This window comes from Bailinhaonella thermotolerans (assembly GCF_003594875.1).
In the GTDB taxonomy this organism is placed as follows: domain Bacteria; phylum Actinomycetota; class Actinomycetes; order Streptosporangiales; family Streptosporangiaceae; genus Bailinhaonella; species Bailinhaonella thermotolerans.
Window position 1 is genome coordinate 392,467 of sequence record NZ_QZEY01000002.1, and the last position, 20,461, is coordinate 412,927.

Sequence of the window (20,461 nt, forward strand, 5' to 3'; positions counted from 1 at the left end):
CCTCCAGAGCAGGGGAACATCGGCGTCCGGCGCGCAGTGGAGAAGGGACACCGGATTCGGGTGTGGGTGAGAGCACGCGGGTTCGTGATCGTCAGCGGGAGTCGAAGGCGAAGACCTGGCCCGGGGCGGCCGGGTCGCAGGTCGCGAGGGTGGTGTCGGCGCCGGTCGCGGTGGAGTCCCCCACCACGGCCAGGCACTGGTTCGTGTCGCGGAAGACGATTTGGTGGCCCTTCAGCGGGGCCATGACGGGCCGGAGGAGGAGGGTGGAGTTCGTGACCTCCGAGCAGAAGCCGTTCGCCGGTCGGGTCGTGCTCCAGTCGGTGTCCAGGCCCATGCAGCCGGGGCCGTGCTCGGGTGCATGGTGGTGACGCGGTAGGTGTCGCCGCTCTTCTCCAGGGACTGGGGTGGGCTGACCGAGGCGCAGTTCCCCTGGTAGAGGAAGCCGGTCGAGCCGCCCTGCTCGGTCAGGCAGAGCCCGGAGTGCACCGAGCGGATCTTGATCGGACCGGTGGGGGGCGGGTCGGGCATGCCGTACATGTCCTTCACCTGGGCGTCCGAGGCGGCGTACTCGCCCACCCGGACCTCGTCCACGTCGCCGGCCCAGTGATCCAGCCACCAGCCGTCCCACTGGCCGTGCCCGACGATGAACGAGCCGCCGGCGGTCCAGGTGCGGTAGAGGGTGGCGCTGCCCTGGAGCACGGCGTCCACGTAGAAGCGCAGGACGCCGTTGGAGGCCGTGTAGACGGCGGCCAGGTGGGTCCAGCGGTCGGGGACGGCGGCCTTCCGGGACGTCACCCGGATCATCACGCTGCCGGGCGAGTCGGCCTTGGGGGTCACGACCTCCCACCGGTCGGTGTCCGCGGCGTATCCGAGGGCGAAGCCACTGTAGTGCCGGGAGTCCTGGCTGACGGCGACGGCGCGTGTCTTCGGGGTCCTGGGCCGGTGCCTGACCCACGCGGCGACGGTGAAGCTCCCGTCCGTGCGGACCAGCGGGCCGCCGGAGTACACACGCTGGCTTCCGGATCCGTCGAACGCGATCGCCGAGCCGCGCACCCCGGGCGTCCAGGCGGCGCTCTCGGCCACCTGCAGGCGGTGGCCGTTGCCGCTGGTGTCCGTCGTGACGTCCCCCGCGCCCTCGTCGAATCCGAAGGTTCCGCCGGGCGGGGCGGGCCGGCCCTTCATGATCGCCGCGATGTCGCCGGGGGTGAGCACCCGGTCCACGGCGTGGACCGCGTCGACGGCTCCTTTCCAGTGCCACAGCCGCAGGCCCAGGGCCTTGCCGCCGCCGATCACGAACGCGCCCGTGCCCGCCCACGGGGCCTCCCTGGCGGCGGTGGCCGTCAGCTTGCCGTCCACGTACAGCCGCAGTTGCCGCATGTCCGCGTCGTACACCCCGGCCAGGTGGGTCCAGCGGCCGGTGACCGGCAGCGCGGAGGCGAAGGCGGCCTGGCCCTGACCGGAGCCGTCCCCCGCGCGCGCGGCGAACGCCCACCGCCCCCAGGTCTTGTCGAAGCCGAGGGTGAAGGCGCTGTCCTGCTCGCCGTCCTGGCTCACGGCGACGGCGGTCCCGGCCTTGGAGTCCAGGCGGACCCAGGCGGCGGCGCTGAAGCTCTGGTCGGTCGGCACGACGGGACCGGCCGAGAAGGCGAACCCGTTCTGACCGTCCAGATGCAGCGCGCCGCCGTCGCGTCCCGGGCCCCAGGAGGCACCCGGGGACGTGGTCGCGAGCGTGTGCCGGTTGCCCGTGTCGTCGGCGGCGACCCTGCCCTCGGTCTCGTCCAGCCGCCACTCCGCGGAGGCGGGGGATCTCGGCACGCCCATCACGGTTCTCAGCTCGTCGGCGGAGACGACGCGCGCGTACGCCCGGAGATCGTCCAGCTCGCCCGGCAGCAGCCAGACATGTCCGTCCGCCCTGCTCATCTTGCCGACGCGCAGCGGGCCGTCCGCGTTGACCGATCCCGTGTGGGGAGTCGTCCCTGCGTGCCTGCCGTTGACGTAGACGCGCAGCTCGCGCCGTTCGGCGTCGTGTACTCCCGCGACGTGGGTCCACACCCCCGTCTGCGCCCCCGTGTTGGACAGCGCGCAGGTCTCCCCGTCCTGCGGGCGGAAGCAGAGCGCCCAGCGGTGCATCCACCATCGGTAGTTGAGCGAGACGGCGCTGGCCCCGGACCCGTCCTGCGTGATGATCGGCCAGTCGCTGTCCTGGTTGTCGATCTTGACCCAGCCCATCACCGTGAAGCTCTTGGTCGTGTCCAGGACCGGGTGCCCGGCCGTCGCCTCCCCGGCGGCCCCGTCGAAGCGCAGGCCGCCGTCGCCCGCCCGGCCCTGGCCCCAAGCCGCGCCGGAGGTCAGGGTCAGCGGATGCCGGTTGGCCGTACCGCCGGTCGAGGCGCTGTCCACCGCCGTCTCACCCGAACCGTCGTTGAGCGTCCACCAGGCGATGGGACCGCTCACCGCGACGAGAGTGAAGTAGTGACGGCGAATGGGCCCGAGGTTGCCCGCCCTGTCGATGAACCGCGCCGAGACGTAGTTGCTGCCCGCCCGCCGAGAGGCCAGGGTGACCGACGCCCGGCCGCCCGGGGCGTCCGCCGCTATCTTCGTCTTGGGATCCTCGTTGATGCCGTGCATGAAGCCGGCGACGTCGGTGTTGCCACCCGCGTCGAAGGTGAAGACCCCGTACTGGTACTGCAGGCCCGTACGGCTGTTCGCCGGGAAGTCCGGCGAGGTGATGACGGGTGTGCCGGTCGGCGGCTGGGTGTCGACGCTGAACTGGCACCAGGGCGACCACGCCGTGGTGGCCTCGCCGTCGTCGGCGCGCACGCGCCAGCGGTACCGGCCGCCCGAAGTCAGTACGCCATCGGGGATCGTGACCGCGTGGCCGACGTCGCCCCCGCCGTACTCGGTGCTGATCGTCCCCAGCGGCGTGCCGTCCTCGGCCTGCCACTCGTACGTCGCGCGGACGCGCTGCTCGGCGTCGTACAGGACGGCGTCGAGCTCGGGGACGGTCGTCTTGATGTGGACGCTCCAGTCCTGGGCGCACGGCATGCCGGTCGCCTTCGGCCGGGGAACCTCGGGGATCGTGTTGTACTCCACCGCGAAGATCAGGTCCCTGATGCGGAACTCCTTGCCGCCGGTGCGCGCCGTCTCCGCGCCGCGCAGGCCGATGGTGAGGGTCTCGGCCCCGGCGGCGACCTGCTCGGACAGGAAGTCCTTCAGGTCGTGGCCCACCGTGCTCGGATGGCACTTGACCGGATCGCCGCCGTGGGAGTCGGTCCTGGAGCCGATCTTCCGCAGCCAGGCGGGCTGGTTCTGCCAGGTCGTCTCGACGCTGATCGTGCCGGTCTGCCAGAGCTGCCACTCGGCGGGCGTGCAGTCGTAGGCCCGCTCGATGTACGCCTGGAACTTGGCGGACTTGATCGTCTTGCCGAGGAGCGGGGCGGTGAAGAGCTGGAAGAACGACCGGTAGAAGGGGGCCGACACGCCGTTGATCAGCTCGTCGGGGTTCGCTCCCGTGCGGGCGTTGTACGTCGTATCCACCCACGATCCGGTCGGATACGCCTGGCTGACCAGCACCCAGTGCTGCCAGACCACCGAAGGCACCGCGTCCATGAAGAGCGGATAGCTGGTGTCCGCCCCGGTGAGCAGCGCCGGGTCCGGCACCAGCTCGATGGCGTCGCGGCCCGTGTCGACCCGTACGGCGCGGCGCCGGTCGCCCTCGCGCGGCCCCAGGGAGCGCCCCGCGCGGCCCCCGCCCGAGTCCCACATCCGCGGCTGCTGGCTCGTGACCAGCGCCCGCCCCCTGGAATCGACCGCCGTCAGGCTCCCCGACTTCCCGGCCCGCGGCGTCAGGCCCGCGGCCTCCAGGCCGACCCGCAGGCGGCGCAGCCCAGGGTCGCGCGCCGCCTTGGCGTTCTTGACCACCAGGACCTCGGAGAACCCGGCCTCCGTCACCCGCGCCACCAGGTCCACTCCCGGGAAGACCTCGCGGTACGTCGCGGAGGGACCGTCCAGCTCGGGGGCGGGCAGCGGCCGCGGCCAGCGGTAGGACAAGCGCCGCCCGTCGCGGCCGACCGTGGCGAGCGGCCCGGAGCCGCCACCGGACAGCGAGACCTCGCCGGCGGCGGCCTTCGGCGCGACCCGCCCGTCGGGCCGCCGCGTCAGTGTGAGGTCGATCGCGGTCCAGCGGCCGCCGGTCCGGGCCTGGACGGGACGCGGGTGGAACTCGGCGGTGAACGTGCCGTCCGCGTTGGCGAAGATCTTGGTCGAAGGCGTGCCCTGGCCCTGGACCTGGACCCGCCGGCCCAGTCTGCGCGCCTCCCGCACCTCGGGAGTCCCGCCGTCCCGTCCCGCCGCGCGGTCCGGCTCCGCCGTCCCCGCCCTGCCCGCCGCGCCGTCCCCGGCCCCTGACCCCCCTCCCGGGGACGGCGGGCGGCCCGCCGCCCCGGCCCCCGAGCCGGGTGGGAAGGTCCCGGGGGTCGACGGGGCGGCGGGACCGGCCGCGGCGCGCGCGGCCGGTGTTCCCGTGGTGATCGGAAGCAGCGCGAGCACCGCCGCGACCGCGACCAGTGGCCGGATGGTGAGCCGTCCCCCGCGCCTCCGGCGCATCACGTGCCCGAGCCGGACGGCGAACCGAGGTACACCTGCAGGCCGGTGAGCCCGCTGGGCCCGGGCACCGGGGGCCGGGACGGAGGAACGGCCTTCAGGGCGGAGACCTGCCGGTGGAAGGCGTCGGGCGAGCCCGCGCGCGCCCCGGTCAGGAACGGCGGCGCCTGGTCGTTGTTGGGGGCCGGCAGGCACGAGCTCCAGCTCCCGCAGGGCGAGGTCGACGGGGCGTCGGGCGCGTCGTAGGTGTCGAAGGCGGAACCGTCCTGGAAGTCGCCGCCGCCGGCGTCCGCCTCGCCGTACCCGCCGTACCAGTGGGCGTCGTACGAGGCGTGGTTCATGTAGTCCCCGTCCAGCACCCAGCCCTGGTCCCAGCCGGAGTAGGAGTAGGAGGGGTAGGAGTAGACGGAGCCGCCTCGGCCGGAGCCGCCGGAACCCGTGCGCGTGACCGCCCCCCACGCCGACCTCCCGGGCGGGCCGCCGTAGTCGTACCTCTGCCCGAAGCCGGGCATCGAGCGCTTGACGTTGTCCGACACCCGCTTCGACGACGACCTCGCCGATCCGGTGTACGCCGACGCCGTGGACCTCCCCGATCCGGTGGACGCCGACGCCGTGGACCTCCCCGATCCGGTGGACGCCGACGCCGTGGACCTCCCCGATTTCGGCGACCTCGACTTCACGGGGATCGAGGACTTCGGCGACTTCGCCGTCTTCTTCGCCCTCAGGCCGTCGGCGTCGATGAAGCTGACGGGGCTGTTGTTGGCGTACGCGTAGCCGTTCACCTGCTGCGGGTCGGCGTGGTCGGTGACCGGGTCCACGGAGGCGAATGCCCCCGTCACCGGGTCGTACGCGCGGGCGCCGAGCTGGGTCAGCCCCGTCGGGTCCGCGATGCCGCCGACGAATCCGCGCTGCCCGGGCCAGCTCGCCGGGGCCGGGCCGCGCAGTTCGCCGGAGGGCAGGTGGCGGCGCCTCGACACCGCGAGCGTGTCGGCGTCGACCGCCGCGACCGCGGTGCCGTTCAGGTCGGAGACCAGCCAGGACACTCCGCTGCCCGTCCGCGCCGCGATCACCTGGTCGCCGTGCCGGTAGTGGCGCGTCGCGGTGACCTTCCCGCCGGACACGGTGACCTCGGTGTCGCCCGCGTACAGCGTGGTGCCGGAGGCGTCCCGGCGGATCAGCCGGGCCCCGTCGGCGTCGTGGACGTACGACACCGTCGTCGCGCCGTCCGCCACGGAGGCGAGCAGTCCCTCACCGTCCCAGGTCAGCGTCTGGGTCTTCCCGGCGACCACGCGGCTCGTCAGGTTCCCGGCGGCGTCGTGGGCGAAGGTGTCGGTGCGGTCCACGCCCGGGCCCGAGCGGCGCACGGACGTGACGGCGTGCGGCCGGGCGGAGCCGGGGGCCGGATGGGCGGAGGTCGCGGTGAGGTCTCCCGCGCTCTCGTGCCGGACCTCCGTACGGCGGTTGCCGGTGACGTCGTAGCCGAAGCCGTGCCAGTACGGCGCGGGCCCGCCGAGCCCGGCCCGCGCGGGCTCGGCGGCGCAGTCGCCGTCCGCCGGGGTCCACGCCTCGGCCAGCCGCCGCAGGTGGTCGTTGCGCAGGCACTGCACGTCGGGCTCGCCCGTCTCGTCGGCGAGCCGGGTGACGTTGCCTGCCGGGTCGTAGGCGTACGTCAGGTTCGTCACGTCCTCCCGGGCGTGGGAGGTGGCGGCGCCGGTGAGGCGGCGGGTGGCCTCGTCGTAGGAGTAGGACGACGTCACCGCCCGCTCCGGGTCCCCGTGCGTGCGGGCCGCCAGTTCCCCCAGCTCGTTGTACTCGGCCGTGCCGTACTCGGCGGTGCCGCCGCCGGCCAGGTCCCCGGTGAGCGTGAGGGGCAGGCCCTGCTCGGTGTAGCGGTGGGTGAGCGTCTCGGCGGGCAGGCCCCCGACGGCGGGCAGCGTGACCTGGGCGGGCTTGTCGCCCTCGGTGTGGGTGAGCGCGGTGGTGAGCGAGGTGAAGCCGAACCCGTCCGAGGCGGGCACGGTCACGCGCTGCCCGGTGAGGCGGTCCCGGCCGTCGTACCCGGTGACCGCCACGGTGTACTCGCCCGTCCCGGTGTACCGGGTGGAGGAGGTGAGCAGCCCCTTGGACAGGGTGTCGTACGTCCATTCGGCCAGCTTGGCCGTGCCCTCGTGCGCGGCGGTCTTGCGGCCGAGCGCGTCGTAGGCGTAGGTGATCGTCTTGCCCCTGGCGTCCGTGCGCGAGGTGAGGTTGCCCACCGCGTCGTAGGTCTGGGTGGTGGCGCCGCGGTCGGGCTGCTCGGCCCGGATCATGCGGCCGCGCAGGTCGTAGCCGTACCGCCAGACGTTCCCGGCCGGATCGGTGACCTTGGCCGCGCGCCCGGCCTCGTCGTACTCGTATCGGGTGGCGTCGAAGGAGCCGGCGGGCGCGCCGCCGTGGAACTGGCGCAGCTCGGTGACACGGCCGCGGGCGTCGGTGAACGTCTGGGTGGCCGTCTCGCCCTCGGGCGGGTCCACCGCGGTCCAGTTCCCCCCGTACGAGGTGGTGGTGCGCCGCACCTCTGCGCCCCGGGAGAGCAGGATCTCCGCGATGCGCCGCCCGGCACGGTCGTACTGGTAGACGGTCTGGGAGGGGATGTCCGAAACGGGAGTGCCCAGTACCTTCCCTGCGGAGGTGTCGGGGTCGTAGTAGGGCGCGTTGCGCGAGGCCACGTTGCCGTGCGAGTCGTAGAGCGTGTCCGTCAGGACGCGGCCGGTGGTGCCCGAGGCCGCGCTGACCTGCGTCTGCCGCTCCCTGCCGAAGCCGTCGTACAGCGTGAACGCGGTGCTGGTGGCCCCCTCGCCGACGAGGATGCGGCTCGTCACCGAGGACGCGGCGTCCGCGCGGACGTCGTAGGCGAACTCGCGGCTCGGCGCCGTGGTGAGGGCGCGGCCGGGCAGCCAGACCTTCTCCAGCCGGCCGAGGCCGTCGTACCGCAGCTCGGTGCGCCGGTCGTCGCCCGCCGTCCCCGGGTCGTTGGCGTCCACCTCCGCGATGGGCAGGCCCCACGCGGGATGGAGTTCGCGCCGCTGGGCGTGGCCCAGCGGGTTCGTGGTCATCACCGCGGAAACCGGCCCGCCCGTCGCCGGCGTGTACGCGGTGACGGTCTTGGCGTCCCGCGCGTCCAGCTCCTCCACCACGCGCCCGTGCGCGTCGTGGGAGGCGCGGGACACCGGCGTGTAGACGGGCCCGGCGTCCCAGCCCGACAGCTCCTCGGTCCTGGTCACGTCGCCCTTGGCGGGGGCGGCGCCGTGCGTCGTCGCACCGTCGTGGAAGTAGCGGGTGTCGGAGATCGCGTCGGCCGGGTACGACGGCGTCGTCGCGCACGCCGCGCCGTACTTCTCGACCCGGGAGACGGTCGAGAGGATCCAGGCCCCGTGTTCCTGGCGTATGACACCTTGGTGCACGTGTCGTCGGCGGGCGTCGAGACGTCGCCCAGGTCGTCGCTCTGCCGGTGGAACCCGCGGTCGTCGTACCCGATCCGCAGATCGGTGTCGCGGAAGCCCCCGCCGGCCAGCGCGGTCCTGGTCTGCACGCGGCCCACCCCGGTCAGGTACGCCGCCAGCGTCCCCGATGAACGGGCGCGCCGCGCGGTCGGGGCGGACGACTCCCAGGGCTCGCTGAGCGTCATGGAGACCAGCGGCCCGCCGTCACCCTCGTAGGTGATCGTCTCCCGGGTGAAGCCGCGCCGGACCGGCAGGTCGGGCAGGCTGCCGCCGCGCGAGTCGGTGACGGTGACCTGCTTGCGGGTCTTGTCGGCGTTCAGGTCGCCGTCCATGCCCTGCAGGAACAGGTGCTCGGTCAGGGTCTGCGGCACGCCGAGGGCGCCGTTGCCCGTGCGCACCTTCACCCGCAGGAACCCGCGCCACTGCCCCCAGCTCTTGCGGGCGTCCGGCACCATCTCCAGGTCGTCGTGCGCCCAGGCGCCGCCGATGTACTGGTAGGACGTGACCTTGGGCGCGTTGCGGCCGGGCAGGTCCCGGTCGATCACCTGGCTCACGACGTACTTGTGGAAGAAGCCCAGTTCCGGAGCCGGTGCCCCTTCGGGGACCCAGTACTCGGGGAAGCACCGCTGGGTGTTGCGGTCGGGCGCCGGCAACGTCGCCGCGGTGCACTCGGGCTTGGCGTAGGTGACCTCGGTCACCCCGCCCAGCTCGTTGTGGATCTTCGTGATGCGGCGCTTCTTCAGCGTGCGCTCGTTGAGCGGGTTCGCGACGACCCGGTTGGGCAGGCTCTCGCCGTCGAACCGCACCGTCGGCAGGGACGTCGTCCCGCCGCCCGCGTGGCCGGCGTGCGTGATCGAGTTCAGCCACAACATCGGGCTGCCGGCGTCACCGGTGGCCGGGTATTCGTGGGACAGCGCCCAGGAGTCCACGTCGCGCAGCTCCGTGCCCTCCCGGACCTGCGTCGTGATCTTGGCCAGGCGACGGGAGGTCCAGAACGTCGGCGAGGCGGTCGCGCAGGACGTGCCCTCGCACGCCTGGTCCCACGGCGTGTCCGGCCAGTCCTGCGGCGTCTGCCGCGTGCACTGCGATTTCTCCACACAGCGGCCCGCGGCGGTGAAGACGACCCGGGCCCCGGGGGTGGACGAATAGACCTCGCCGTCGCGCTGGCCGTAGTCGATGCGCTCCAGGTGCCCGCCGCGCACGTACTCGGCGGGCGCGCCGCCGTTCTTCGCGTAGCGGTTGGTCTCCTTCTGGTAGAAGTACGACGCCGCGTCGCCGTGCGGGGTCACCACGTAGTCGAGGTTCCAGCGGTAGGCCTGCGCGCAGGACGACGCGGCGAAGGTCCCCGCGTGACAGGGCTCCCCCGCGTTGTTGCCGAACACCGGGACGGACCAGGCCGAGTTCGTCTCCGCCTTGCCCTCCGCCCATCCGGGCAGCCGGTTGCGTCCGAAGTGGTACTGAACGCCGTCGGGGCCCGTCAGCCGCCAGTGCTCCCCGTTGTCGTCGCCGTTGCCCGCCGCGCCGGCCAGCAGCTCCACCCGGAACCCGCCGTCGCGCTCGGCCTTCCACACGCCCGACTGCTCGTCCAGCACGAGCTCGCTGGTCAGCCCGGGCAGCACCACGGTCGCGCTCTGGACGACGCGCCCGTCGTGGGAGGCCCAGCACAGGTCGCCGGACCCCGCCTGCCCATCCTCCTTGCACGGCTTGTACGACCGCTCGATGAAACCGCCCGCCTGGAGCGTGAAGCCCTCCCCCGCCCAGGTGGGCTGGTTGTTCGTCGCGGCGGCGTGCCCGTCGATGGCACCCGAGGCGTACGACAGGGTCAGCTCCGGCTCGGCGCCGGGCATCGGCGGCACCCGCATCGGGTACGACCACTCGAAGTCCCCGGCCTGGAGTCCCACCTGCCACGTCGCGGCCGGGGCGAGCGAGGTCGGCGTGTAGGAGCCCATCGGACCGCTCGGCGCCGCCGTGACGGCGTACAGGCCACCGGAGTCTGCGACCTGCGCCGTCATCGTCTTGCGCGCCACGTCGTTCGCGGCGGGAACCGGTGTCCGCCGCCCCGCGGCGTCCAGCCGCACGACCCTCAGCCGGGTCGCCCAGTCGCCCCCGTACGCGCCCGCGAAGGCCGAATAATCGATCTTCACCCGGGAGGTGCCCGCCCCCGCGCCGGGCTCGCCGGAGTCGGCGGAGCCGCGCACCGGGCCGGACGCGGCCGGGGTGACGCGGAAGAGCAGGCCGGCGACTCCAGCCCGGGCCGCCGCCGCCCGGTCGAGCACCTCCACGCCCGCGCCGCCCCGCTCCACCTTGATCGCGCCGGCCGCCGGCCAGATCACCCTGGGTGGCTCACGCCGCACGGAACTGGCCTCGGCGTCGGCGGGTAAGGGCCGTGCCGCGACGGGCTCGACCTCGACGGGCCGGGCCTCGGAGGCGGCCCTCGACCCGCCCCGGGTTCCGCCGGGCCACACCACCACGAGGACCGAGAGCACTAACAACAGGGCGATGCCCAGGGGCAGCAGCCGATCGCACCGATGCGTCATGCCCGCGACCCTGCGACCTGGCCGGGCCCGCTGACAAGATCCGTGGCCGGTCCGCCTTGCACGGGTCTGTCCATGCAGGTCAGCGGCCTCAGCGGACCAGAACGAACCAGGGGGCGGCGGATCCCGCGGTCAGCGGATGACGCTGTCCGGATCCGCCTCGAACGCGAAGACCTGGCCGCGTGCGCCGGGGTCGCAGGGCAGCAGGGCCAGCGGCGTCCCCTCGCGGCCCGGCGGGTGCGGGAGCCCGACGCACAACGAGCTGTGGGCGACGCGGATCAAGTATCCGGACCCGCCGGTCGCGGCGGGCTCCAGCCAGAAGCGTTCCGACTCGTTCCCGCCCCGCCCGCCGCACCAGTCGTCGTGGACCTGACCGTTGCGGATCCCCATGCACCCCGACCCGAACTCCGGGTGGAGGGTGGCGATCTGGTAGGTGCCGTCGCCCACCGGACGCACGGATCTCAGCGGGAAGCGCTGCTCACAGGTGGTCTGCTTGACCTGGCTGTCCTTGCCCCGGCCCGTGGAGAGGCAACGGCCCGAGGCCACCAGGCGAATGCGGTGGAAGCCCGTGGCCGACGCGGGGAGATGGGCGGCCGGCCGGAGCGAGGGCTGCGCCGCCGTCCGCGACGGGCGGGGCGACGGCGGCGGATCCTCCGCCGAGGCCCCGGTGCCCAGGACGATCGCCCACCAGATGCCGGCCGCCATCAGCGCGGCGGCGAGCACGAGCGCGGGCAGGCGGTACGACCTGCCGCCCGGCGTGGACCGCGCGGCCGCGGCGGGATCCGCATCCGGTGAGTCGTCGTCTCGTACGGCTTCCGCCGCCGCGTCGTCCGGCGGCGGCCGATGGCCGTGGTCCATGGCCAGCCGCCTCCGTCTGTCGACCCACTGGGCGACGCCCTCCTCGGGGCACCCGCAGGCCGCCGCGAAGGCCGCGACGAGTTCCTCCCTGGGAAGGGTGTCGCGGCGCAGGGCGGCCACGAGCGTGCTGTGCGGCAGGGGCCGCCCGGCGGCGACGGCGCGCGCCTCGAGCTGCCGGAACGTGAGCCCGGACCAGGCCTTCAGCCGTCGCATCTGGAGCATGAACTCGGCGGGGGTCTCGGCGTCTCGCGGATCGGGACGGTCCGCGGCCATCGATTGATCGTGCACGGAGCTGACTCCTGTCGACCCCGGATTGGTGACCGCTCACGACCCGAACAACGCCCCCCGGCCGTGACCAAGATGCGGGATGGGAGCTTACCGGAGTCAAAATCCCGTGTCGATCTTCCCGGCTGTGCCGATAGGGAGAGCCGGCAGCCGCTCGCGAGGAACGCCGGTCCCTCCCCGCTGTGCGGCGGGGAGGGACCGGCGGCGGACGACCGGATCGGCGGGCGCGCGTGGCCGCCCGCCCACGGCCGGGGTCAGCGGGTGACGCGGGCGAGCTTGGCGGCCGACCTGGTCAGCGCCGTCTTGGTGAGGGCGGGGTTGTGCCTGCCGCCCAGCGTGAGGTTGTTGACGACGCCGAAGCCGTTCTTCACCTGCACGATGGCGAGGTCCAGCGTGAACGTGCCCTCGTCGGTGGTCTCGGTGACGCGCAGCCCGTAGGTGCCGTTGCCGGCCTTGGGCAGCGCGAGGCGGGTCACCCTCCCGGTGTCCGCCGTCACGCCGTGGCAGTGCTTCGTGAGGGCGCGCAGCGTCGCCGTCATCCGCTTGACCCTGGCCGCGTCGCCGGTCGTGGTCTGGTTCGCCACCATGGTGGCGCCCTTGCCGAGGAAGGCGGCCTGCCAGCCGGAGCGGAACAGGCTCTCGTACTGCTTGATGGCCGTGTTGCAGGCGGCCCTGTCGGTCTTCATCTTGGCCAGCACGGTGTTCTTCACCGGCTGCACCTTGCTCGCGGTGAAGCCCTTGCCGAAGTCCTTGGCCGTGAGGAGGGCGGCCTTGAGCTGGGTGGTGGTGAGGGGCTTGGCGGGGGCGGCCGCGGCGTGGGCCGCCGGCGCGGCCGTGAGGGCCAGGGCGCCCGCCGCGATCGCGGCGCCGAACAGGCGGGGGGACGGTCTCATGTGATCTCCGGAGATCTAGGGAAGCCCCTGACGGAGTCAGGACATCGGGTCAAGGGCCCCGCCACGATACGGGCTCGAAGATCGTTGATCAATGGCCGGGGCCGTCAGCGCCGGTCGCCCGCCGGTTCCGGTTCCGGGCCCGGGTCCGGGTCCGGGTCCGGGTCCGGGTCCGGCTCGGCCGCCCGGCCCTGATCGCCGGGGCCCGGGGGCCGCACCGGGGGCGCGGGCGGCGCCGGGGGCGCGGGCGGCGCCGGGGGCGGGCCCGCCGGGGGACGCGGCCGCGCCGCGCGCCTGCGCCGTACGGCCGCCAGCAGTGCCGCGCCGAGCACGCCCAGCACGACCAGGAACGGCAGCAGGGCGCCCAGGACCGTCAGCGTCACCTCGACGGTGGCCATCAGCGCGGACCAGCCCGCGGACAGGCCGGCGAGGAAGCCCTTGGGCGGCTCCCTGGGAGCAGGCGGCCTGGCGGCCGGGCCGGTCAGGTTCAGGGTGATCGTGGCCATGCCGGTCCGCGCGGCCAGGGCCTTCTGGCGGGCCTGGAGGGCCTCCAGTTCCTCCTGGCGCGAGGAGATCTCGCGTTCGACGCTGAGCACCTCGCCGATGGTCTTGGCGCGGCTCAGCATCGAGCGGAGCTGCTCGACCGAGCTCTTCGCCGACCTCAGGCGGCTGTCCACGTCGGCGACCTGCTCGGTGACGTCCTCGGTGCTCTGCTGCAGCTCCTCGCGCCTGCCCAGCTCGGCGCCGAGCCGCTGGAGCACGGGGGCGTACCGGTCGGGGGGCACCTTGAAGACGAGGTTCGCGCTGCTGTGCCCGCCCTCCCCCGCGCCGCCGGCGAAGCTCTTCTCGTCGGCGACGTACCCGCCCGCCCCGGCGACGATCTGCTTGGCCTTCTCGGCGGCGGCGGGCACGTCGCCGGCCTGGACGCGCAGGTTCGCCGTGTACACCAGCTTCTGGTCCGCGATCCTGACCTGCCGGCCCTCCTGGCCCTCCTGGCCCGGCCGGCCCGCCGGGGCCTCGCCGGGCGCGTTCCCGGCGGTCACCTCGTCCCGGGCGCCGGAGGCGGGGGGCTTCGCGGCCGATTCGGCGCCGCCCGCGCCGCTCCCGCCGGAGCCCCCGCATCCGGCCGTGAGCGCGATGAGACCTGTCGCGGCGATGACGATCGCTTGTTTGGTCCTCATACGGGTGAGACGGCGGCGGAAGGCCCGCCGTTGCGTGATCCGCAGTCACGATGGCGTCACGGATCGCGTGCGGCGCGGTCACGCCGCACCGCCGGTCACTCCCGTCCCCGCCGCCCCGGGCCGGAGGCTGCCCCGGGCCGGGCCGGAGGCCGTACGGTGACCCGGGGCCGGTACCGTCGGATGCCATGGGGCCGGGACAGGGAGAACGGGACGTGTCGGCGCCGCCGTACCACGTGGTGGTGGTCGGCGGCGGGATCGCGGGGCTGGCCGCGGCGTGGTACCTCGGACGGGACGGCGGCGGCCGGGTCCGCGTCAGCGTGCTGGACGGCGCGCCGCGCGTCGGCGGCAAGCTGAGCGTGTCCGAGGTGGCCGGGGTGCCGGTGGACGAGGGCGCGGAGTCGATGCTGGCGCGGCGGCCCGAGGGCCGGGACCTGGCGCGCGCGGCCGGGCTGGGCGACCGGCTCCGGGACCCCGGCACGCTCGCGGCGGGCGTGTGGTCCCGCGGCGAGCTGCGGCCGATGCCGGAGGGGTCGGTGATGGGCGTCCCGGCCGACCTGGCCGCGCTCGCCCGTTCGGGGGTGCTCTCCCCCGCCGGGCTCGCCCGCGTTCCGCTCGACCGCGTGCTGCCCGCGACGCCGGTCACCAGCGACGTGCCGGTGGCCGCCTACATCCGCGCCCGCCTGGGCCCGGAGGTCGTGGAACGGCTGGTCGAGCCCATGCTGGGCGGCGTCTACGCGGGCCGGGCCGAGGACCTGTCGCTGGACGCCACCATGCCGCGCCTGGCCGCCGCCGCCCGCACGCACCGGTCGCTGCTGGAGGCGGCGCAGGAGATCCGCGACGAGACCCCGCGCGACGCCGGCCCGGTGTTCACCGCGCTGGACGGCGGGATGGGCACGCTGCCGCCCGCGGTCGCCGCCCTGTCGGGGGCCGACGTCCGCACGGGCGCCATGGTCCGCGAGCTCCGCCGCACGCCCACCGGCTGGCGGCTCACGGTCGGGCCCACCCGGTCCCCCGAGGTGGTCGAGGCCGACGCGGTGATCCTGGCGGTGCCCGCCGCGCCCGCCTCCCGCCTGCTGGCTGAGGACGTCCCGGGCGCGGCGGCCGAGCTGGCGCGGATCGAGTACTCCAGCATGGCCATCGTCACCCTCGCCTACCCCCGCGCGGCCTTCCCGGGGACGCTGGACCGCAGCGGGTACCTCGTGCCGCCGGTGGAGAGGCGGACCGTCAAGGCCGTGACGTTCACCACGGCCAAGTGGCCCCACCTGCGGGAGTACGACCGGGACCTGGTGGTCGTCCGCTGCTCGATCGGCCGTCTCGGCGAGGAGCGCGCGCTCCAGCGCGACGACGCCGAGCTGGTCGCCGCCGCCATGGCCGAGCTGGCCGAGACCAGCGGCGTGCGCGGCCTGCCCCGCGGGACCCGCGTCACCCGCTGGGGCGGGGCGCTGCCGCAGTACGCCGTGGGCCACCTCGACCGGGTCGCGCGCATCAGGGCGGCGGTCGCCGCGCAGCCCGGGCTGGCCGTCTGCGGGGCGGCGTACGACGGGGTGGGCATCCCGGCCTGCGTCGCCACGGCGCGCACAGCGGCGGGCCGGGTGCTGGACCACCTGGATCCGGGGGGAGAATGGCGGCATGACGGAAGACAGCCCCAAGCTCAAGGCGCGTGAACTCAACCAGGTCATCCGCTACACCATGTGGTCGGTCTTCAAGGTCCGGGAGTGCGTCTCGGACCGATCGGAGGGCCTGGCCGAGGAGGTCGGGGACCTGTTCGCCCAGGCGGCGGAGAAGGACGTCGCCACCCGGGGCTGCTACGACGTGGCGGGTTTCCGGGCCGACGCGGACTTCATGTTCTGGTGGCACGCCCCCGCGGCGGAGGACCTCCAGGAGGTCTACCACCGGTTCCGCCGCACCGACCTGGGCCGGGCCTGCGAGCCGGTGTGGTCGGCCATGGCGCTGCACCGGCCGGCCGAGTTCAACAAGAGCCACATCCCGGCGTTCCTGGCCGACGAGGAGCCGCGCGGATTCGTGTGCGTCTACCCCTTCGTGCGCTCCCTGGAGTGGTACCTCCTGGACGACGCCGAGCGCCGGGCGATGCTCGCCGAGCACGGCATGATGGCGCGGGAGTACCCCGACGTGCGGTCGAACACCGTGGCCTCCTTCGCCCTGGGCGACTACGAGTGGATGCTGGCGTTCGAGGCCGACGAGCTGCACCGCATCGTGGACCTCATGCGGCACCTGCGCGCGGCCGAGGCGCGCCGGCACACCCGCCTGGAGGTGCCCTTCTACACCGGCGTGCGCAAGGCCCTGCCCGAGCTCGTCGGCGCGCTCCCGTAGCCGCGCGGCTTCGCCGTTTTGCCGGGCCCTGACCCGGACTTGGCGGTAACGTCGGGTTACGCGTTTCCGCCGACCCCGGTGATACCATTTCGTGACCTTGATCACGGATCAATGGCCTGACCTGCGCGTCCTCAGGACGCGGCGCCGCCCGGCAGTGCGCCTGGCGCGTGCCGCGCGGACGCCGGGCGGGCCGGGTCCACCGCGCACCAGGGGCGCCGCCGCGCGTGCGGCGCCCGGCCCGGCCGCACGGCCGGGAAGACGTCAACGGGAGGGAGCACGTCGTGCCTGGGGGAGGGCATCGGGCGGGCGGCCGCAGGGGCCGCGACCGCGACGAGCACGGCACGGGCCCGCGTACGGCCCCGGGCCCCGGCGAGGCGGCGCCCGCGACCGGGCCCGCGACCGGCTCGGCGACCGGCCCGGCCGGGCCCGCGACCGGCGCGGCCGGCGGCGAGGACGAAGCGGCCGCGCGCACCGGGCGCGGGCGCCGTCGCCGCGATGGGAAGCGCCCGGGCCCGCTGGTCAAGGCCGTCGCCGGACTGGTCGGGATCGTGGTCGCGGCGTTCGTCGTCGGGGCCGTCTACGTGCTGGTGAAGTCGCAGCGCCCCGCGCGGGCGGGCGACGCGGCGGGAGGCCGGCCCGCCGTCACCGCCACGCCCGAGATCAGGCCGCAGGCCGCCCGGAACGACGTGCCCGAGGCCGCCGCGCCGCCGCCGGGCGCGAAGGACCCGGCGGCGGACAAGTCGGACACGGCGGCCCTGCAGTACTTCTGGGACCGCTGGGGGCGGGACGACAAGGCGGTCAAGCGGGTCAAGGACATCCGCAACGTGGGCGGGTACTTCCGCGTCTACACCGACCTGCCCGAGTCGGCCGACAACTCCAAGGAGGCGATCACGCTGTGCGAGCGCGCCCGGGAGTACCTCCGGGACGAGCGCGGCGTGACCAGGCCGGTCATCTTCGTGCAGGCCCGGTTCGGCGAGAACGGCAACCCCGTGCTGGCGAACATCCTCGGCCCCAAGGACAAGACCTGCAAGGTCACCTACCCCGAGCCCAAGGGCTGACGGCTACTCCCCCGCCGGCTCCAGCGTCACGCTGATCGAGTTGATGCAGTACCGGTCGTCGGTCGGCGTGGGGTAGCCCTCCCCGTGGAAGACGTGGCCGAGGTGGGAGTCGCAGCGGGCGCAGCGCACCTCGGTCCGCGTCATCCCGAGCGAGGTGTCCTCGTGCAGCGTCACCGCGTCCGAGTCGGCGGGCGCGAAGAACGATGGCCAGCCGCAGTGGGAGTCGAACTTCGTCTCCGACCGGAACAGCTCGTTGCCGCAGGCCCGGCACCGGTACACCCCCACGGTCTTCGTGTCGACGTACTCCCCCGTCCACGGCGCCTCCGTGCCCGCCTGCCGGAGCACCCGATATTCCTCCGGAGTCAGCTCTTTGCGCCACTCCGCTTCACTCTTCACAACCTTGTCCATACTCCGACGCTACAGCCCATGCATCCTTTCGGTCCGTTTCGGCGTCTTTATAGGCGTGGGGGTGATCTCATCATCCTCGCGGTATGAGGCAGACCGCCCGTTTCCGCCGGTGGCACTTACCCGTGCTGGGCGTCACCGGGCGATCGCGCCGGCGCGCCGGGGAGGGCGCGGCAGGGCGCGGCGGGCGGTCGGAGGTCCGTCCCGCGCGGGCGCCTGGTCCCGCCGCCGGGCAGCCCCGGGACGGACCCCCTCATGCCCGCCGCGCCCGCCGCCCGCTCCCTGGCGATTCGCGGTGTTCGTACGGCCGCCGCCGCGGGTAGCGTGGGGATCATGGCATCGCCGTACATCGAGATCGAGGTCGGGGGGCGCTCGGTCCGGGTGAGCAACCCCGACAAGCCCTACTTCCCCGACTTCCCCGGCCGCGCGCTGACGAAGCTCGACGTCGTGCGGTACTTCCTGGCCGTCGGGGACGGGATCCTCGGCGCGCTGCGGGAGCGGCCGACCACGCTCGAACGGTGGCCCGGCGGGGTGTTCGAGGGGGCGAAGCTCTCCACGCGCCAGGACAACCGGGGCGACGCCTTCTACCAGAAGCGGATCCCCAAGGGCGCGCCCGAGTACGTCGAGACGGCGCGGATCGCGTTCCCCAGCGGGCGCCACGCCGACGAGGTGGCCCCGACCGAGCTGGCGGTGGTCGCGTGGGCGGCGAACCTGGGCACGCTGACCTTCCACCCGTGGCCGGTGAGCCGCCCCGACGTGGACCACCCCGACCAGCTCCGCATCGACCTGGACCCGCAGCCGGGGACCGGCTTCGCCGACGCCGTCCGGGTGGCGCACGTGCTGCGCGGGCTGCTGGACGAGCTGGGCTTCCAGGGGTACCCCAAGACCTCGGGCGGGCGCGGGCTCCACGTCTACGTGCCGATCGAGCCCCGCTGGGACTTCACCCAGGCCCGCCGCGCGCTGATCGCCCTGGGCCGGGAGATGGAGCGGCGCATGCCGGACCAGGTGACGATCAAGTGGTGGAAGGAGGAGCGCGGCGAGAAGATCTTCATCGACTACAACCAGATGGCCAGGGACCGCACCATCGCCTCCGCCTACTCCGTGCGCCCGCGCCCGAACGCCCCCGTCTCCACGCCCCTGCGCTGGGACGAGATCGACGACGTCAGCCCCGAGGACTTCACCGTGGCCACGGTCCCCGCGCGCTTCGCCGAGCTGGGCGACCTGCACGCGGGCGTGGCCGAGGGCCCCCGCCACTCGATCGAGCTCCTGCTGGAGTGGGCCGAGCGCGACGAGCGCGACGAGCGCCTGGGCGACCTCCCCTATCCCCCGGACTACCCCAAGATGCCCGGCGAGCCCAAGCGCGTCCAGCCCAGCAAGGCCCGCGACGACACCTAGAGCCCCCGCACGGCCGCCCCACCGCCCCGCATGGCCCGCGCACCGCCCGGACGGCCTCGCACCGCCCCCGCACCGTCCCGGACGGCCTCGCACCGCCCCCGGGAACGCCCCCGCCCGCCGTACGGCGTCGCGGGGAGGCCGTGCGGCGGGCGGGAGAGGCGAGCCCGGCGTCAGCGGGCGGAGTGCTCGTGGACGAACTCGGTCAGGCGGGTGAGCTGGTCCGGGTCGGTGTTGGGGAGCACGCCGTGGCCGAGGTTGAAGACGTGGCCCTCGGCGGTGCGGCCCCGGGCGAGCACGTCGCGGGCGCGGCGCTCGACGACCTCCCAGGGGGCGAACAGCACGGCCGGGTCGAGGTTGCCCTGCAGGGCCTTGCCCGGGTCCACGCGCCGGGCGGCCTCGTCGAGGGACACGCGCCAGTCCACGCCCACCACGTCGGCGCCCGCCTCGCCCATGAGGCGCAGCAGCTCGCCGGTGCCCACGCCGAAGTGGATGCGCGGCACGTCCAGGTCGGCCAGGCCCTCGAAGACGCGGCGGCTGTGCGGCAGGACGTATGTCCGGTAGTCCTCGGGCGCGACGGCGCCGACCCAGGAGTCGAAGAGCTGGATCGCCGACGCGCCCGCCCCGACCTGGATGCGCAGCCACTCCAGGGTGATGTCGGTGAGCCGGTCCATGAGCGAGTTCCACAGCTCGGGCTCGCCGTACATCATGGCCTTGGTGCGCTCGTGGTTCTTCGACGGCCCGCCCTCGATCAGGTAGGACGCGAGCGTGAACGGCCCGCCCGCGAAACCGATCAGCGGCGTCGCCCCCAGCTCCTTGACCAGCGCGCCGATGGCCTCGGTGATGTACGGCACGTCGCCGGGCTCGATCGGGCGCAGCCGGCGCACGTCGGCGGCGTCGCGGATCGGGGCGGCCACCACCGGGCCCACCCCGGGCTTGATGTCCAGGTCCACGCCGATCGCGCGCAGCGGCACCACGATGTCGCTGAAGAAGATCGCGGCGTCCACGGAGTAGCGCCGCACCGGCTGCATCGTGATCTCCACGACCATGTCCGGCCGCGTGCAGGCCGTGAGCATCGGCACGCCCTCGCGGACGGCGCGGTATTCGGGCAGCGAGCGGCCCGCCTGGCGCATGTACCAGACGGGGGTGTACGGCACGGCCTGGCGCTGGCAGGCGCGCAGGAACGGAGAGTCGGCGAGCTCAGATGTCACACCCTCGATCGTCCCACAAGGTCCCCTCGCCCCGGTCGCCGGTCCGGGGTGCCCGCGGCCGCCCGGCGTCGCGCCCGAATTGAGACAAACAACTTTCGGACACGCCGCGCGGGCTCCCCCCAAATGCCGCCCTGACGTGTCAACGTCGGATCACGAACACGACGAAAGGCAAGCCCGAGATGAACCTCTCTCCCCCGCGTCGAAGCCGGCCCCGCGCCGCCGCCGGCGAGGA

General features: G+C 74.2%; 13 protein-coding genes. 4 read left to right on the forward strand and 9 right to left on the reverse strand.

Going from position 1 to position 20,461, the window contains the following annotated elements:
- Positions 1-91 precede the first annotated feature (91 nt).
- From D5H75_RS40815 to D5H75_RS06980, 7 genes are all read right to left on the reverse strand, one after another.
- On the reverse strand, positions 92-244 hold the full coding sequence (locus D5H75_RS40815) for a ricin-type beta-trefoil lectin domain protein (protein WP_147425078.1): 153 nt from the start codon (positions 242-244) through the stop codon (positions 92-94).
- A complete protein-coding gene (locus tag D5H75_RS06960) occupies positions 232-4,605 on the reverse strand; it encodes a LamG-like jellyroll fold domain-containing protein (RefSeq protein WP_242454088.1) in 4,374 nt (1,457 codons plus the stop codon). Before D5H75_RS06960 ends, D5H75_RS40815 begins: the two co-directional genes overlap by 13 nt.
- On the reverse strand, positions 4,605-7,697 hold the full coding sequence (locus tag D5H75_RS06965; RefSeq protein ID WP_277949923.1) for an RHS repeat-associated core domain-containing protein: 3,093 nt from the start codon (positions 7,695-7,697) through the stop codon (positions 4,605-4,607). The genes D5H75_RS06960 and D5H75_RS06965 overlap by 1 nt, the downstream gene beginning before the upstream one ends.
- 164 nt (positions 7,698-7,861) lie before the next feature.
- Positions 7,862-10,621, reverse strand: coding sequence for a hypothetical protein (locus tag D5H75_RS42760; RefSeq protein WP_242454030.1), 2,760 nt, complete (start codon positions 10,619-10,621; stop codon positions 7,862-7,864).
- Between the two features lie 129 nt (positions 10,622-10,750).
- A complete protein-coding gene (locus D5H75_RS06970; protein WP_147425080.1) occupies positions 10,751-11,764 on the reverse strand; it encodes an RICIN domain-containing protein in 1,014 nt (337 codons plus the stop codon).
- Positions 11,765-12,015: 251 nt separating this feature from the next.
- Entirely contained in the window at positions 12,016-12,654 is a 639-nt protein-coding gene (locus tag D5H75_RS06975) for a hypothetical protein (protein ID WP_119925506.1), read from the reverse strand.
- A 104-nt stretch (positions 12,655-12,758) separates the two neighbouring features.
- Positions 12,759-13,832, reverse strand: a complete 1,074-nt coding sequence (locus D5H75_RS06980) for a DUF4349 domain-containing protein (protein WP_119925507.1) — start codon at positions 13,830-13,832, stop codon at positions 12,759-12,761.
- A 185-nt stretch (positions 13,833-14,017) separates the two neighbouring features.
- Here D5H75_RS06980 and hemG point away from each other — a divergent pair, with 185 nt between their 5' ends.
- From hemG to D5H75_RS06995, 3 genes are all read left to right on the forward strand, one after another.
- On the forward strand, positions 14,018-15,496 hold the full coding sequence (hemG, locus tag D5H75_RS06985) for a protoporphyrinogen oxidase (RefSeq protein WP_119925508.1): 1,479 nt from the start codon (positions 14,018-14,020) through the stop codon (positions 15,494-15,496).
- Positions 15,462-16,163, forward strand: a complete 702-nt coding sequence (hemQ, locus tag D5H75_RS06990) for a hydrogen peroxide-dependent heme synthase (RefSeq protein ID WP_119925509.1) — start codon at positions 15,462-15,464, stop codon at positions 16,161-16,163. Before hemG ends, hemQ begins: the two co-directional genes overlap by 35 nt.
- Before the next feature lie 281 nt (positions 16,164-16,444).
- On the forward strand, positions 16,445-17,221 hold the full coding sequence (locus D5H75_RS06995) for a hypothetical protein (protein ID WP_119925510.1): 777 nt from the start codon (positions 16,445-16,447) through the stop codon (positions 17,219-17,221).
- 3 nt (positions 17,222-17,224) lie between these two features.
- Here the strand turns inward: D5H75_RS06995 and msrB are convergent, their stop codons facing one another.
- On the reverse strand, positions 17,225-17,629 hold the full coding sequence (msrB, locus tag D5H75_RS07000) for a peptide-methionine (R)-S-oxide reductase MsrB (protein WP_119925511.1): 405 nt from the start codon (positions 17,627-17,629) through the stop codon (positions 17,225-17,227).
- A 330-nt stretch (positions 17,630-17,959) separates the two neighbouring features.
- Between msrB and ligD the strand changes: the two genes are divergently transcribed.
- Positions 17,960-19,021 (forward strand): non-homologous end-joining DNA ligase, encoded by a 1,062-nt coding sequence (gene ligD / locus D5H75_RS07005; protein WP_119925935.1) that lies wholly within the window; start codon positions 17,960-17,962, stop codon positions 19,019-19,021.
- A gap of 170 nt (positions 19,022-19,191) precedes the next feature.
- On the opposite strand, the gene hemE is transcribed toward ligD, so the two are convergent.
- Complete coding sequence (gene hemE / locus D5H75_RS07010; protein ID WP_277949924.1) at positions 19,192-20,199, reverse strand: uroporphyrinogen decarboxylase; 1,008 nt, start codon at positions 20,197-20,199, stop codon at positions 19,192-19,194.
- Positions 20,200-20,461: the final 262 nt, after the last annotated feature.